We start from the raw sequence: 14106 nt of genomic DNA, 5'->3' as shown, positions 1-14106 counted from the left end.
CGTGACATCCGTGAACAGGCAGGTCCGGCTGGCGAAGCGCCCGGTCGGCCGACCCGACGACTCCACCTGGGAGATCACGTCGGAACCGATCCCCGAACCCGCGGACGGCGAATTCACCGTGAAGGTGGGCTACGTGTCCCTCGATCCCGCGATGCGCGGATGGCTCGACGACGTGAAGTCGTACGTGCCGCCGGTGGCGATCGGTGAGGTGATGCGCACCCACGCCGTCGGCCGCGTGGTGGCGTCGAAGAACGCGAAGTTCCCGGAGGGACAGCTCGTCTCCGGGCAGTTCGGCGTGCAGGAGTTCGCGCTCTCCGACGGCCGCGGCGCTCTCGCCGTGGACGAGTCGCTCGCCCCGGCGCCGACGTGGCTGGGCGCGCTCGGGTTCCCCGGCATGACCGCCTACTTCGGCCTGACGGACGTCGGCAAGCTGGAGAAGGGCGACACCGTGCTCATCTCGGGAGCGGCGGGGGCGGTCGGGAGCATCGCCGGGCAGATCGCCAAGCTGAAGGGCGCCACGGTGATCGGCATCGCCGGCGGGCCCGAGAAGTGCGCGTGGCTGACCGAGGATCTGGGGTTCGACGCGGCGATCGACTACAAGGCGGGATCGGTCGGTAAGGCCCTGCGCGCCGCCGCACCGGACGGAATCGACATCTACTTCGACAACGTCGGCGGCGAGATCCTCGACGCCGCACTCGGCCGGCTCCGCAAGAACGCCCGGGTCGCGCTGTGCGGCGCGATCTCCGGATACAACGCCACCGACCCGCAGCCCGGCCCGTCCCGGTACCTGTCGCTACTGGTCAACCGGGCGTCGATGACCGGGTTCATCGTGTTCGACTACCTCGACCGGTTCCCCGAGGGCATGGAGGCGATGTCGGAGTGGATCCGCGCCGGTGAGATCGTGACCCGCGAACAGGTCGAGACCGGGGGCGTCGAAGCCTTCGGCCGCACACTCAATCTGCTGTTCGACGGCGCCAACACCGGAAAACTCGTGCTGGAGATCGGCAACCACTGACAGCACGCCCGGAGGGCTCGATGCGGCCGTCACCGTACTACGGTGGCGGCCGTACCCGTGCGACGACGAGATGACGAGGTAGGCCATGCGCGCGATCACCATTTCACGCTTCGGCGAGGTTGACGTCCTGGAGACGGCAGACCTCCCTGTCCCCGATCCGGGGCCCGGCCAGGTGAGTATCGACGTCTCGCACGCCGCGGTCGGGTTGGCGGACATCCTCATGCGTCGTGGTGCGTTCGGCGGGGCACCACCGATCGTGCCGGGCCTCGAGGTGGCGGGAACGGTGCGGGAAGTCGGTGCCGGAGTGCATCATCTGCGGGTCGGCCAGCCCGTGGTGACGCTCTCTCGCCCCACCGCGGGCGGCTATGCGGAGGTGTCGGTGGCCGATGCGGCCATCACGATCCCGCTCGATGCCGTCGACCCTCGCCTCGATGCCGCCGAGGCGGTGGCGGTGGTCCCGAACACCACCACGGCGCTGCTGTCACTGGAACTCGTGGGCAATGTCGGTCCGGGAAGCCAGGTGCTGATCCACGGCGCCGCAGGGGCCCTCTCGGGCATCACCGCACAGGTGGCCCGTCATCTCGGCGCCGCGCAGGTGCTGGGCACGGTTCGGTCGTCCCGGCGTGCGGCGGAGGCCGAGCGGTACGGATACGACCTCGTGGTGTCGAGCAACGGATTTCGCAGCGCGCTGTCGGACGCGGGCATCGATTCGGTGGACATCGTGGTGGACCCGGTCGGCGGCCGGTTGCGTGCCGAGAGCCTCGAGGTGCTCGCGCCGCTGGGCCGGCTTCTCGCCGTGGGCAATGCGAGTGGAGAGGACGACGTGCGGATCGGTGCCAACGAGTTGTGGCTCGCCAACCGCGCCGTCCTGGGTTTCAACGTCGGCGGACTGCTGATGCAGGATCCGACCGCCGCGGAGGCCGCCGCGCGCCGCGCGATCGAATGGGCGGCCGCGGGCACGGTGAGCATGCCGCACACCACGCTGCCGCTGGCGCAGGCCGCCGAGGCGCACCGCCTGCTCGAATCCGGGGACTGCGAGGGCCGGATCGTGCTGACGGTGCCGAACTGACAGCTGTGGGGTGGCTGGATCCCAGCCACCCCACGCCGCCCGGTGGAGTTGGGCTAGTAGAACTGGGCGCCGGGTACGGCGGTGGGATCGTTCCGGACTTCGGCGGTGTTGGTCTCGCGGAGTTTCCACGCGCAGAGGAACGTGACCAGTCCCATCAGTGCGACGAAGACGGCGACGAACGTGGTGGTTCCGGTCTTGGCGATCAGCGCCGTCATGATGAACGGCGTGCCGCCGCTGACCGTGATCGCCGCCAGCTGGTATGCGAGCGACGCGGCCGAGTATCGGACGTTGGGAGCGAACAGTTCACCCATGTACGCGGCGATCGGGCCATAGGTCATCGACTGGAAGACGCTGCCGACCGTGACGGCGATGAAGAACAGCAGCAGGTTCCGGGTGTTGATCAGCCAGAAGTACGGGAACGCCCACACGATGATCATCGCCGCGCCGATCAGGATCATCGGCCTGCGCCCGATCTTGTCGGACATGTGCCCGGACCACAGCACGACACCGACCGTGAGCGCGGCGCTGAGCAGCGAGATCGCGAGGAGGTCGTTCCGCTTCATACCCAGTTCCGCGGTGCCGTAGCTGAGCACGCCGGCAATGGAGATGTAGAACAGGGAGTTGGTGGCCGCCAGCAGGCCGCAGCCGAGCAGGATCTTGCGCCAGTGTTCCTGGATCGCCTGAGTCAGCGGTGCGCGGACGACGGTCTTGTTCTTCTTCTGCGCCTCCTCCTGAAGGTCCCGGAATTCGGGGGTGTCCTCGACCTTGGTCTGGATGTACAGCACGACCGGGAACAGGAGTGCGCTCGCGAAGAACGGGATCCGCCAGCCCCAGTCGAGGAACGCCTCGTTCGAGATCGCCGCGGTGGCGCCGAGGAACACGAGGTTGCCGAGCAGGACGCCGAAGGAGACGCCCATCTGGCCGAAGGTCCCGGAGAATCCCCTGCGCTTCGGGCTCGCCGATTCGGTCAGCAGGAGGACGATCCCACCCCATTGACCACCGCACGCGAGGCCCTGGACGAACCGCAGGGTCACCAGCAGGATCGGGGCCGCGACGCCGATGGTCGCGGCGCCCGGAAGGCAGCCGATGAGGAACGTCGCGAGTCCCATGAACAGCAGGCAGGTGACGACGGCCGGCTTGCGGCCGTACTTGTCGCCGAAGTGACCGGCGACGAGGCCGCCGAGTGGGCGTGCGACGAAGCCCGCCCAGAAGGTGCTGAACGAGAGCAGGGTGCCCATCAACGCCGACGAGTCGGGGAAGAAGACGTGGGGAAAGACCAGTGCCGCAGCGGTTCCGTACAGGAAGAAGTCGTACCACTCGATCGAGCTGCCGACGAGTCCCGCCGCAAGCAGTTTCCGATGCGCACGCGTGCGCGAGACGGCTGTGTCGCCGGCTGCGTCCTTACTCGGCTGCACCGCGGATGTAGTCATCCGATCACTCCTCGAGATAGGTCTTCGTATGGGTGTGGGAATGAGATTTTTCAAACATGACGCCAACTTCAAGTCAGTGAGCGCTTGCTTAGTGTGTTTGAATAGCTGTGTGATGTCAATCACTCGAGGGGATTGATCTTGCCGAATCCCGCCGGTGCGGACGAAGCTCGAAACGGCGGAGAGGACCACCGATGACCGAACTGCGAGACGACGTGTCCGCGGCCGAGGAGCCGAGCCCGGGCCCGCCGACATCCGAGGAACGCCTGCTCCGCGCGGCGACGACACTGTTCTCCGACAAGGGTTTCGAAGCCACCCGCACGAGGGACATCTCCACCATGGCCGGGATGAGCCCCTCCGCGATGTACGTGCACTTCCCCTCCAAGGAGGATCTGCTGTTCCAGCTCGTCCGCCGGTCGAACGAGCGAGCGCTCGAGCTGGTGCTGAACGCCGTGGCGCCGTTCACCGACCCCATCGACCGCGTCCGGGCACTGGTCCGCGAATTCAGCATCATGCACGCCCGGAACTTCCGGCGCGCGCGCATCGCCCAGTACGAGAGCAGGCATCTCGCCCCCGACCACCGCGAGGTGGTCGCCGCGACCCGGCTCCAGATCCGGGTCGCGGCGATCCGAGAGGTGCAGAACGGGATCGATCAGGGGGTGTTCCTGATCCCCGACCCCCGCGTCGCGGTCCTGGCGATCATGTCGCTCGCGGTGGACATCTGCCGGTGGTACAGCCCCGACGGCGAATTCACACCGGAAGAGCTGGGCGACATCAACGCCGACCTCGTTCTGCGCATCCTCCACGCACCCGGCTACTGACAGCTCCTCACACGCGGTCGGGGACGCGCAGCGCGTTCGTCCACATCCGCGCGAGTCCGGCGGTCAACTGCTCGAACGTGAGCGATCGCCGCTCGCTCGGCGGTCCGACGAAATAGCTGTAGGCCATCCTTCCGACCATGGCGGACAACGCCTTCGACGTCAGCATCGGATCGAGCGACGCGTCGGCGAGACCGCGGTCCTGCAGATCGGCGATCGCCCGCGCGTTGCGGCGGTAGAACGTCTCGTCCCGCGAGCGTTCGAGTTCACGGAAGGCGGGGTCGACGTGCGCGACCTGCTCGAGCAGGGCCAGCAGTCGCGCATTCCGGCGGCACGCGTGCAGGTAGGCCCGAATGCTCGCCTCCACGACCGCGTGCACGTCGCCTTCGTCCGCGACCCGTCCCATGCCGGGATGCAGCAGGTCGTTCTGCGTGACCTCGACGACCGCCGCGAACACCTCCTCCTTGTTCGTGAAGTAGGTGTAGAACGATCCGGTCGAGAGTCCGGCCTCCTTGCTGATGTCGACGAGACGGGCGTCGAGGTACCCCTCGCGCTCGAACACCACCCGGGCCGCGGCGACGAGACGATCGCGGGTGCGGACGCCCCGGGCCGTGACCGGCGGCGTGGGTGCGATTCGCGGGCGCGACATGTCAGTAGGTGTCGACGTTCTCGAAGTATCGCCGAGGCACCTCGACGAGCATCTCGGTGATCATCTTCTCGGTGACACCCCGCTCGCGGACGTACGGCAGCACGTCGTTCTCGATGTGCAGGTAGTGCCACTGCGGGAGTGCAGCCATCAGGTTGGGGTCGATCCAGTCGATGTAGCAGGAGGCGTCCTGCGACAGGATCATCTGCCCCGCGAATCCCCGGCGGCACATCTCGACGAGCGTGTCGGCGCGGGCCTCGAACGTCGTCTCGAGATTGATCCCGAACCGGTCCATCCCGAGGACGAAGCCGGCCTCGGCGAGGCTGGTCAGATGCTCGACATCGGTGCTGTCTCCGCTGTGCCCGAGCACGATCCGGTCCGGCCGCACCCCCTCCTCGTCGCACATCACGCGTCTGACGTGCAATCCGGCCTCGCTGCCGGGGTGGGTGTGCACGGTGATGGGCACGCCGGTGCGGCGATGCGCCTTCGCGACGGCCCGCATCACCCGCTCGACACCGGGCGTGAGCCCCTGGTGGTCGATCGCGCACTTGAGCAGTCCCGCGCGGACCCCGGTGTCGGCGATCCCCACTTCGATGTCCTTCACGAACATGTCCACCATCGGGTCGGGGACCTCGGCCCCCACGATCGCATCCAGCGCCGGACCGCGGTAGTGAAAGAAGAACGGCACGTCGTCGTAGGTGTACAGCCCTGTTGCCGCAACGATGTTCAGCTCGGGAAGCTGTTCGGCGACCCGCTGGATGCGCGGAATGTACCGGCCGAGGCCGACGACGGTGGGGTCGACGATGGTCCGGACGCCCTGCCCCGCGAGCGCGCGCAGCTTGGTGACGGCGTCGGCGACCCGCTCGTCCTCGTTCCCCCACTCGTCCGGGTAGTTCTGCTGCACGTCGGGCGTCAGCACGAACACGTGCTCGTGCATGTACGTGCGTCCGAGTTCGGCGCTGTCGATCGGTCCGCGGACCGTGTTGATCTGGCTCATGCAGACTCGCCCTCTCCGGGTGTGACCGTCGTCATACTCCCGAGCTCAGCGTAGAGCTAACTTGAACCTGACGTCAATATTTAGTTTGGAGCGAATACCCCGCGGGCGAGGCGAAATCCCACGTCGTCGATGCGATAGGTCGGGTGACTGCGACGCCGCACGGACGCACGACAACTCCAGTGCTCGTCGAACCATCCACCGCCGCGCAGTACCCGGTACGTGCCGTACACCTCGGGGTCGTACAGATCCCAGCACCACTCCCACACATTGCCCAGGGTGTCGTGCAGACCCCATGCGTTCGGCTGCTTGCCGCCCACGTCTCGCGACCGGCCGTCGGAGTTGCCGCGATACCACGCGATCGCGTCGAGCGGGCCGTACCGCGGACCCGTGGTGCCCGCCCGGCAGGCGCGCTCCCATTCGGCCTCGGCCGGAAGCCGGTACCCGTCAGCTGCGGTGTCCCACATGACGTCGTCGCCGGCCACGCGATAGGCGGCGGTAAGCCCGGCGCGCTCGGACAGGGTGTTGCAGAACAAGATCGCGTCCCGCCACGACACTCCGTCGACAGGCAGGCGCGCCCCCCGAGTCGTGCCCGGCCACTCGCCGGTGATCTCGGCGTACTCTCCCTGCGTCACCGGGTGGACGGCGACCTCGAAGGCACCCAGATCGACGCTCCAGCTGCGGGTGGTTCGCCGGTCCGACAGCGTCACCTGCCCGGCGGGGACGGCGATCATGGAAGCGCTATCCACCGCCGGCAGCAGCCTGGATCGGCGCCATGTCGAAGTAGTCGCGCCAGGTGGTGATCTTGCCGTCCGTGATCTCGAAGACCCCGACGACGGGCAGTTCGACGACGTTGCCGTTCAGCGTGAACACGTCGATCCGCTCGTTCATCACCACACCGCTCGACTCCTCGGCGTTGGGGCTCTGCCCGCCGTCGGTGACCTGCCGGTGAACCCGGAAGTCGATGCCGCCGAAAGCCGCGGTGAACCCTGCGACGAATTCGCGTATCGCGTCCCGCCCGATGACAGGTTCCATCGGAATGTTGTGGTAGACGGCGTCTTCCGCGAAGTACTCCGCGATCTTCGCCGGATCGGGTTCGATCCACTCGGCGCAGAATTGGGTGACCAGTTGATCCGGGGTCATCGGTTCTCCCTTTCGATCGCGGACGGTTCGATGATGGCCATGACGGACTGGATCGCCCCGGCCGGGATGTCGAAGTGTTCCGTGATCCGGACGGACGTCACCTCGGTGGGCGTGGCCCCGAGGTCGAGCACGAACCTGGCCACCACATTGTCGCCCCACTCGTGGAAGGAGAGTTCGCGCACGGCCTGGATGGCCTGATACTGCAGGCCGTTCTCGAGTTCGTCCCGGATGAAGGCCCCCGATTCGCCCGTATGCTGCCCGTTCTCCACCCGCCATGCGTTGTCCGCGAGACGGACCTTGGTGGCGTCGTGGCTGACCAGCGCATCGATGTAGGCCCTGGCCATCGCGACCCGGCCGCTGTCGGCCGTGTCGGTGGCGTGTGTCGCGATCGCGGCGAGCAGGGGCCGGGCCAGCTCCGGCCGGCAGATCAGGAGGTCGGGCAGGTACGGGTGAGACTCGTTGTAGTCCAACGGGGTTCCGTCGATCCGCGAGCAGTGCAGGCCCGCTGCCGCGGCGACGCCGACGGGTGCGGCCGAGTCCCATTCCCACTGCCCGCCCGCATGGATGTAGGCGTCCACGTCTCCACGGAGCACGGCCATCGCCTTCGCTCCGGCCGAACCCATGGTGGTGACCTCGGCGCCGATCTCCGTCGCGACGGCGTCGACGAACACGGGGGGCCTGCTGGCGGACACGACGATCCGTGGTCGTGCCGGGAGTTGCTCGGCATGCACGGCGTGGCTGTCGTCGTCACTGGCATACACCGCGCCCAGCGCCGGTTGCGCGACCGCTGCCGCCGTGATCCCCCGACCGCGTTCCCACAGCGCGACGTGCACCGCCCAGTCCGAGTGACCGGGCAATCCGTACTCCTTGGAACCGTCGAGCGGGTCGATGATCCACACCCGGGAACTCTCCAGGCGCGACCGGTCGTCGGCCGACTCCTCGGAGAGGATCGCGTCGTCGGGTCGCTCCGCGGAGAGCTTGCCGAGAATGAACGCGTCGGCGGCGACGTCGCCGCGCCTGCCCAGTTCACGACCGTCCGCCGATCCGAGTCCCGCGGTGCGGATGTCCAGCAGCAGGGCACCGGCACCGGAGGCGATGTCGGCCGCGAGTCGTGCGTCAGTGATCACGTCTCAACAATTCCATAATTCTCTCGGCTTGTTCGGTCGGCGTGCCGTCCCCGGGCCGGAGGACGAGTTCGGCGTTCTCCGGGGCCTCGTACGGGTCGTCGACCCCGGTGAATCCGGTGATCTCCCCCGCGCGGGCTTTCGCGTACATGCCCTTCGGGTCCCGCGCCTCGCACTGCTCCACCGGCGTGTCGACGAACACCTCGACGAAGTCGAGGCCGGCAGCCCGGTGCTGCTCCCGGACGCGGTCCCGGTCGGCGCGGTACGGGCTGATCAGCGACGCGATCGCGACCACCCCGGAGTCGGCGAGCAGTTGTGCCACGGCGCCGACGCGGCGCACGTTCTCGGCGCGGTCCTCGGCACTGAAACCGAGGTCGGCGTTGAGACCGTGACGCAGGTTGTCTCCGTCCAGCCGGTAGGCGGGCACCCCGGCCGCGACGAGGCGTCGCTCGAGTTCCACCGCGACCGTCGACTTTCCCGACGCCGACAGTCCCGTCAGCCACACCGTGCGACCCCGCGTCGCCCGCTCGTCCCGCGAGACGGCCGCGGCGTGCCACACCACCTTCGAACGCGACAGCGTCGGCCCGGTGATCATGCCGGCGGCGACGGTGTTGTGGGTCGACTCGTCGACGAGGATGAAACTGCCCGTCACGTGGTTGCGGCGGTACGGGTCGAACATCAGCGGCTGCGACGTCCTCAACTGGATACGGCCGATCTCGTTGAGCGAGAGCGACTGTGCGGACTCGTCGCGGTGCAGGGTGTTCACGTCGAGGCGGTAGTCGAGCCGCACGACGGACGCCCTGGTGGCGCGGGTGGTGTGCAGCAGCGTGTACCGCGCGTCCGGCGTCAGCGAGGACTGTTCGCTGAACCAGCAGACCATCGCGTCGAGTTCCTGCCCGACGAGCGGACGGTTGTTGGGGCGGCACAGCACGTCTCCGCGGCTCACGTCCAGCTGGTCCGCGAGCTGCACGCACACCGCCGACGGTGCGAACGCCTCGTCGAGGCGGGTTCCGCCGGGACCCCAGATGGCGCTGACGGTGGAGGTGAATCCGGATGGCAGTGCCACCACCTCGTCGCCCGGCTTGAACACCCCGCTGGCGACCGTGCCTGCGTACCCACGGAAATCGTGCAGCGCGGAATCGGTCCGGCGCTGCGGCCGGACCACATACTGCACCGGGAACCGCGCGTCGATGAGGTTGCGGTCGGAGGCCACGTGCACCTGCTCGAGATAGTGCAGCAGCGACCCTCCCTCGTACCAGGGCATGTTGACGGTGCGTTGCGCGATGTTGTCGCCGCGCAGTGCCGACACCGGGATGAACGTGAGGTCGTGGACCTCCAGCTTGATCGCGAACTGCCGGAATTCCTCCTTGATCTCCTCGAACCGGTCCTCGGACCACCCGACGAGATCCATCTTGTTGACGCACAGCACGAGGTGCGGGATTCCGAGGAGGCTGGCGATGAAGGCGTGGCGGCGCGTCTGCTCGAGGATCCCCTTGCGGGCGTCGACGAGGATCAGGGCCAGGTCGGCGGTCGACGCGCCGGTCACCATGTTCCGGGTGTACTGCTCGTGTCCGGGGGTGTCCGCGATGATGAACTTGCGGTGCGGTGTGGCGAAGTAGCGGTGCGCGACGTCGATGGTGATGCCCTGCTCGCGTTCGGCGCGCAGACCGTCGGTGAGCAGTGCCAGGTCGGCGTGCTCGTCGCCCCGTTCGCGGCTGGTGCGTTCGACCGCCTCGAGCTGATCCTCGAAGATCGCCTTGGAGTCGTACAGCAGCCGGCCGATGAGGGTGGACTTGCCGTCGTCGACGCTGCCTGCGGTCGCGACCCGGAGTAGCTGCGGCATCAGAAGTACCCTTCCTTCTTGCGGTCTTCCATGCCGGCCTCGGAGATCCGGTCGTCTGCCCGGGTGGCCCCGCGCTCGGTCAGCCTGCTCGCGGCGACCTCGGTGACCACCGCCTCGGCGGTGGTTGCCGACGACTCGACGCAGCCCGTGCACGTGGCGTCGCCGACGGTCCGGAATCGGACGAGGGCCTCGTACGGCTCGTCACCGGGAAGCAGGGTGAGGAACCGGGTGTGCGCCAACAGCATTCCGTCGCGGGGCACGACCCCCCTGCGGTGCGCGTAATACAGGGGCGGTAGTTCGATCTTCTCCTCGCTGATGTACTGCCAGATGTCGAGTTCGGTCCAGTTGGACAGCGGGAACACCCGGATGTGCTCCCGCTTGCGGTGCCTGCCGTTGTAGAGGCTCCACAACTCCGGGCGTTGCGCCCGCGGATCCCACTGCCCGAACTCGTCGCGGAAGCTGAACACCCGTTCCTTCGCGCGGGCCTTCTCCTCGTCGCGGCGGGCGCCGCCGAAGATGGCGTCGAAACCGTTGTCCCGGATCCCACGCAGCAGCGCAGTGGTCTGGAGCCGGTTGCGGCTGGCCCGCGGACCCGTCTCCTCGCTGACGCGGCCTGCGTCGATGTCGTCCTGCACGCTGGACACCACCATCCGCAGGTCGAGGCGTTCGACGGTCCGGTCGCGGAACTCGATGACCTCGTCGAAGTTGTGACCGGTGTCGACGTGCATGACGGCGAACGGGAGAGGCGCGGGCCAGAACGCCTTGGCGGCCACGTGGAGCATCACCACCGAGTCCTTGCCACCGGAGAACAGCAGAACCGGACGCTCGAACGTGGCGGCCACTTCTCGGAAGATGTGCACGGCTTCGGCTTCGAGCGCGCCGAGGTGGGACAACTCGTACACGGGCGGTGCGGTCATGGGCGACTCCTCGTCGCGAGTGCCTTACCGGCCACTGGTCCATATTTGGACCAGCCCGGTCGAAAAGAGAATGCACCTCCGAGAATAGAACGTGTTTCAGATTGCGGTCAATGCCCGTCCGTCACCGCGGCCTGCGGCCGCCCACCTCCGTCGTGATCGCGTCCGCGGCCGCGGCGAGAGCCTTGCCCCGCCGGGTGATGTCGGACGGCGCGAGTTCGGCGCCCACATAGAGCGTCAGGACCATGGCCTGATGCCCCTCGGCGTCGTACGTCGGCGCGGCGATGAGACTGACGGGGTGCGGCGCGGCGGGGTCCGCGTGTTCGGCGTCCAGGTACACCCGCTCCCCCAGGCTGGACACCATCTCACCGAGCACGTCGCGCAACTCCGGCGGCAGGTCGTGCGCGGCGACCCCGGCCATGAGCGTGTGCAGGCGCTGACCGACCGGAGTGAGCGTCTCCACGAGATACCCGGTGCGGGAGCACTCGTCCACCACGGTGCGCAACCGGTCGCGGTCGAGGCGCACCGGCAGGGTCGGCTCCCGCCGCAACCACGACTGCAGCGCGTCGTCGCCGTCCCACAGCACGTACATCAGGCCGACGGGCGGCGCGAACGGGTACATCTCCCCCACCTTGGCTGCCGCCCGCACACCCGGCGGACTGGTCAGCTCCAGGACGGCGATACGGTCGCCGACCACCGCCGACGCCGTGCACGTGGTCCGGAACTCCTCGCTGAGCACGGCGAGATGCCTGCGCGCCACCGGCCCGGCCGCGAATCCTTGCTGCGCCGCGCGGCCGGCCGCGATGAGTGCGGGCCCGAGGCCGTACGTCTTCGTGGCGGGATCCCGGACGAGGTAGCCGCCGCGGGCCAGTTCGGTGAGAATTCCCAGACAGGTGGGCTTGCTGATGTCGAGTTGCCGGGCCAGCTCCGACAGCCCGAAGCGGTGCTCCTTGCGCGCCACCAGGAAGTCGAGCACCTGCACCACACGTTCGGTGGGCGGCGAACGGCGGCCCTGCGCCCTGTCCGGCACCTCGTCCTCGTGTCCCATTGACCACTCCTTAGAATACGTTCTATTGTCGGTTCATCTACGTTCTACCACGCAGGTACATATTTGTACCACCCCCATCGTGAGGAGCACGGTGTGCTGACCGACCCATTCGCCGACGCCATGGCCGAGGCCGAGAAACTGATCGAGAGCGCCCCCCACATCCGCACCGAACAGGATCTGCTGGAGGGCTACCAATACCTCGCCGGCGGCATTCTCGCCACGACGCACGCGGCCTGGGCCACCGAACGGTCGCACCCGACGTTCATCTCGGGCACCGGCCCGTACATGAAGATGGGTCTCGACAACCCCGACACCCTGTACTTCGGCGCGCGGATCGACGACGACGTCGAATACGTGGTCACCGGGCGGCGCGGCACCACCGCGGACCTGAGCTTCCAGGTGCTGAGCGGAAACTACACGGCCGCACACGTTCCCGGCAGCGTCACCGCGTTCGACGACCGGGAGATCAACATCGCCCCCGACGGCTCGTTCGAGGTGCGTTTCGGCCCCGACGACAGCGCCGGCAGGCGCAACTACTTCACCCTCGCACCGGGTTCGTCGCAACTGGTGGTCCGAGAGGTCTACAGCGACTGGAGCCAGCAGCGCGGCACCATCCGCATCGCCAGGGCGGATGCGACGGGTACGGCTCCGGGCCCGCTCACGCGGGAAGCCGTCGAGAAGCGCTACGCCCGTGCGGGCAGAGCCCTGGTCTCCCGGGTCAAGACCTGGCTGCAGTTCCCGGAGTGGTTCTACCTGAACCTGCCGGTGAACACGATGACCGAACCGCGGCTGACACCGGGCGGCCTCGCCACGCAGTACTCGTCCGTCGGGCACTACGAACTCGCCGACGACGAGGCCATCATCATCACCGTCCCGAAAGCCGATGTGCCCTACCAGGGTTTTCAGCTGGGCAGCATGTGGTACATCTCCCTCGACTACGTCAACCACCAGACCTCGCTGAATGTCGCGCAGTCCCAGGTGGATCCCGACGACCACATCAGGCTCGTCGTCAGCGAGCGCAATCCCGGCGTCGCCAACTGGATCGCCACCGTCGGGCACCTCCGCGGGTACCTGCAATTCCGCTGGCAGCGCGTCTCCCGCGAACTGACGCCGGACGACGGTCCCCGCATCGAGGTCGTGAAGTTCGACGAGATCCACCGGACGCTGCCGCACTACGACTCCAACAAGATCTCGCCCGAGGACTTCGCCGAACGCATCGCCGCACGCCAGGCCGCGGTCGCAGACCGGATGCTGGGGTGACGGCCATGACTACTCCACAACTCCTGCAGGACAAGGTGGTCGTCATCTCCGGCGTCGGACCGGCCCTGGGCCGAACCCTCGCCGTCCGCTGCGCCGACGCCGGCGCGGACGTGGTACTGGCCGCCCGCACCGCGTCGCGCCTCGACGAAGTGGCCAAAGAGATCATCGCCGTCGGACGCCGCGCGGTGACCGTCCCGACCGACATCACGGATCAGGCATCGGCCGAGAATCTGGTGTCCGCGGCCGTCGACGCGTACGGCACAGTCGACGTGCTGATCAACAACGCGTTCTCGGTTCCGTCGATGAAACCGCTGGCCCGCACGGAATTCGACCACATACGCAGCAGTTTCGAGCTGACCGTGCTCGGGGCACTGCGGCTGACCCAGTTGTTCACCCCCGCGCTCGCCGAGGCGAACGGGGCGGTGGTGAACATCAACTCGATGGTGCTCCGGCACTCCCAGGAGCGGTACGGCAGCTACAAGATGGCCAAATCCGCCCTGCTCGCGACGTCGCAGTCGCTCGCCACGGAACTGGGACCACAGGGAATCCGCGTCAATTCCGTTGCTCCCGGCTACATCTGGGGAGACACGCTGAAGCAGTACTTCACGCACCAGGCCGAGAAGTACGGGACGACCGTCGAGCAGATCTACGAACACACCGCCGCGAACACCGATCTGAAGAGGCTCCCCACGACCGAGGAAGTGGCCGACGCCGTGATCTTCCTGGCCTCACCGTTGGCGAGCGCCGTGACCGGCCAGTGCCTCGACGTCAACTGCGGCGAATTCCATCACTAGCGACGAGAACC

The 14106-nt window shown here is 67.8% G+C and carries 14 protein-coding genes; 5 read left to right on the top strand and 9 right to left on the bottom strand.

Translation table 11 applies throughout. From position 1 onward, the window contains the following. The first annotated feature begins 1 nt into the window (after position 1). Together OYT95_RS31100 and OYT95_RS31095 are read left to right on the top strand one after the other, a co-directional pair. Positions 2-1015 (top strand): NADP-dependent oxidoreductase, encoded by a 1014-nt coding sequence (locus OYT95_RS31100; RefSeq protein ID WP_268789980.1) that lies wholly within the window; start codon positions 2-4, stop codon positions 1013-1015. An 85-nt stretch (positions 1016-1100) separates the two neighbouring features. Further along, positions 1101-2084, top strand: a complete 984-nt coding sequence (locus OYT95_RS31095; RefSeq protein ID WP_268789979.1) for a quinone oxidoreductase family protein — start codon at positions 1101-1103, stop codon at positions 2082-2084. A 53-nt stretch (positions 2085-2137) separates the two neighbouring features. Here the strand turns inward: OYT95_RS31095 and OYT95_RS31090 are convergent, their stop codons facing one another. Further along, positions 2138-3514 carry an MFS transporter gene (locus tag OYT95_RS31090; protein WP_112298662.1) on the bottom strand — a complete coding sequence of 459 codons (1377 nt, stop codon included), beginning with the start codon at positions 3512-3514 and terminating at the stop codon, positions 2138-2140. 191 nt (positions 3515-3705) lie between these two features. On the opposite strand from OYT95_RS31090, the gene OYT95_RS31085 reads away from it, so the two are divergent. Then, complete coding sequence (locus OYT95_RS31085) at positions 3706-4332, top strand: TetR/AcrR family transcriptional regulator (protein WP_037238805.1); 627 nt, start codon at positions 3706-3708, stop codon at positions 4330-4332. A gap of 7 nt (positions 4333-4339) precedes the next feature. Here OYT95_RS31085 and OYT95_RS31080 read toward each other — a convergent pair whose 3' ends face one another. The 8 genes from OYT95_RS31080 to OYT95_RS31045 all read right to left on the bottom strand — a co-directional run bounded on the left by OYT95_RS31080 (position 4340) and on the right by OYT95_RS31045 (position 12041). Continuing rightward, a complete protein-coding gene (locus OYT95_RS31080) occupies positions 4340-4978 on the bottom strand; it encodes a TetR/AcrR family transcriptional regulator (RefSeq protein WP_009474203.1) in 639 nt (212 codons plus the stop codon). 1 nt (position 4979) lies between these two features. Further along, positions 4980-5972 (bottom strand): phosphotriesterase family protein, encoded by a 993-nt coding sequence (locus OYT95_RS31075; protein WP_268789978.1) that lies wholly within the window; start codon positions 5970-5972, stop codon positions 4980-4982. Positions 5973-6052: 80 nt separating this feature from the next. After that, positions 6053-6703: a formylglycine-generating enzyme family protein gene (locus tag OYT95_RS31070; RefSeq protein WP_268789977.1), complete on the bottom strand. Its 651-nt coding sequence runs from the start codon at positions 6701-6703 to the stop codon at positions 6053-6055. Positions 6704-6710: 7 nt separating this feature from the next. Then, positions 6711-7112, bottom strand: coding sequence for a nuclear transport factor 2 family protein (locus OYT95_RS31065; protein WP_037238795.1), 402 nt, complete (start codon positions 7110-7112; stop codon positions 6711-6713). Next, entirely contained in the window at positions 7109-8239 is a 1131-nt protein-coding gene (locus tag OYT95_RS31060) for a 3'(2'),5'-bisphosphate nucleotidase CysQ (RefSeq protein ID WP_128641811.1), read from the bottom strand. Before OYT95_RS31060 ends, OYT95_RS31065 begins: the two co-directional genes overlap by 4 nt. Beyond that, entirely contained in the window at positions 8229-10079 is a 1851-nt protein-coding gene (cysC, locus tag OYT95_RS31055; RefSeq protein WP_268789976.1) for an adenylyl-sulfate kinase, read from the bottom strand. The genes OYT95_RS31060 and cysC overlap by 11 nt, the downstream gene beginning before the upstream one ends. Then, positions 10079-10996 (bottom strand): sulfate adenylyltransferase subunit CysD, encoded by a 918-nt coding sequence (gene cysD / locus OYT95_RS31050; protein WP_268789975.1) that lies wholly within the window; start codon positions 10994-10996, stop codon positions 10079-10081. Before cysD ends, cysC begins: the two co-directional genes overlap by 1 nt. 121 nt (positions 10997-11117) lie before the next feature. Next, a complete protein-coding gene (locus OYT95_RS31045; RefSeq protein WP_268789974.1) occupies positions 11118-12041 on the bottom strand; it encodes a helix-turn-helix domain-containing protein in 924 nt (307 codons plus the stop codon). 93 nt (positions 12042-12134) lie between these two features. Between OYT95_RS31045 and OYT95_RS31040 the strand changes: the two genes are divergently transcribed. Next, positions 12135-13301 (top strand): hypothetical protein, encoded by a 1167-nt coding sequence (locus tag OYT95_RS31040; protein ID WP_268789973.1) that lies wholly within the window; start codon positions 12135-12137, stop codon positions 13299-13301. Positions 13302-13306: 5 nt separating this feature from the next. Next, positions 13307-14095: an SDR family oxidoreductase gene (locus OYT95_RS31035; protein ID WP_037238896.1), complete on the top strand. Its 789-nt coding sequence runs from the start codon at positions 13307-13309 to the stop codon at positions 14093-14095. Positions 14096-14106: the final 11 nt, after the last annotated feature.

Origin of the sequence: Rhodococcus sp. JS3073 (assembly GCF_026810085.1) — a bacterium.
Lineage (GTDB): Bacteria > Actinomycetota > Actinomycetes > Mycobacteriales > Mycobacteriaceae > Rhodococcus_F > Rhodococcus_F wratislaviensis.
Note: the sequence above shows the minus strand (reverse complement) of the source record. Positions and strands in the feature narration are given on the sequence as shown.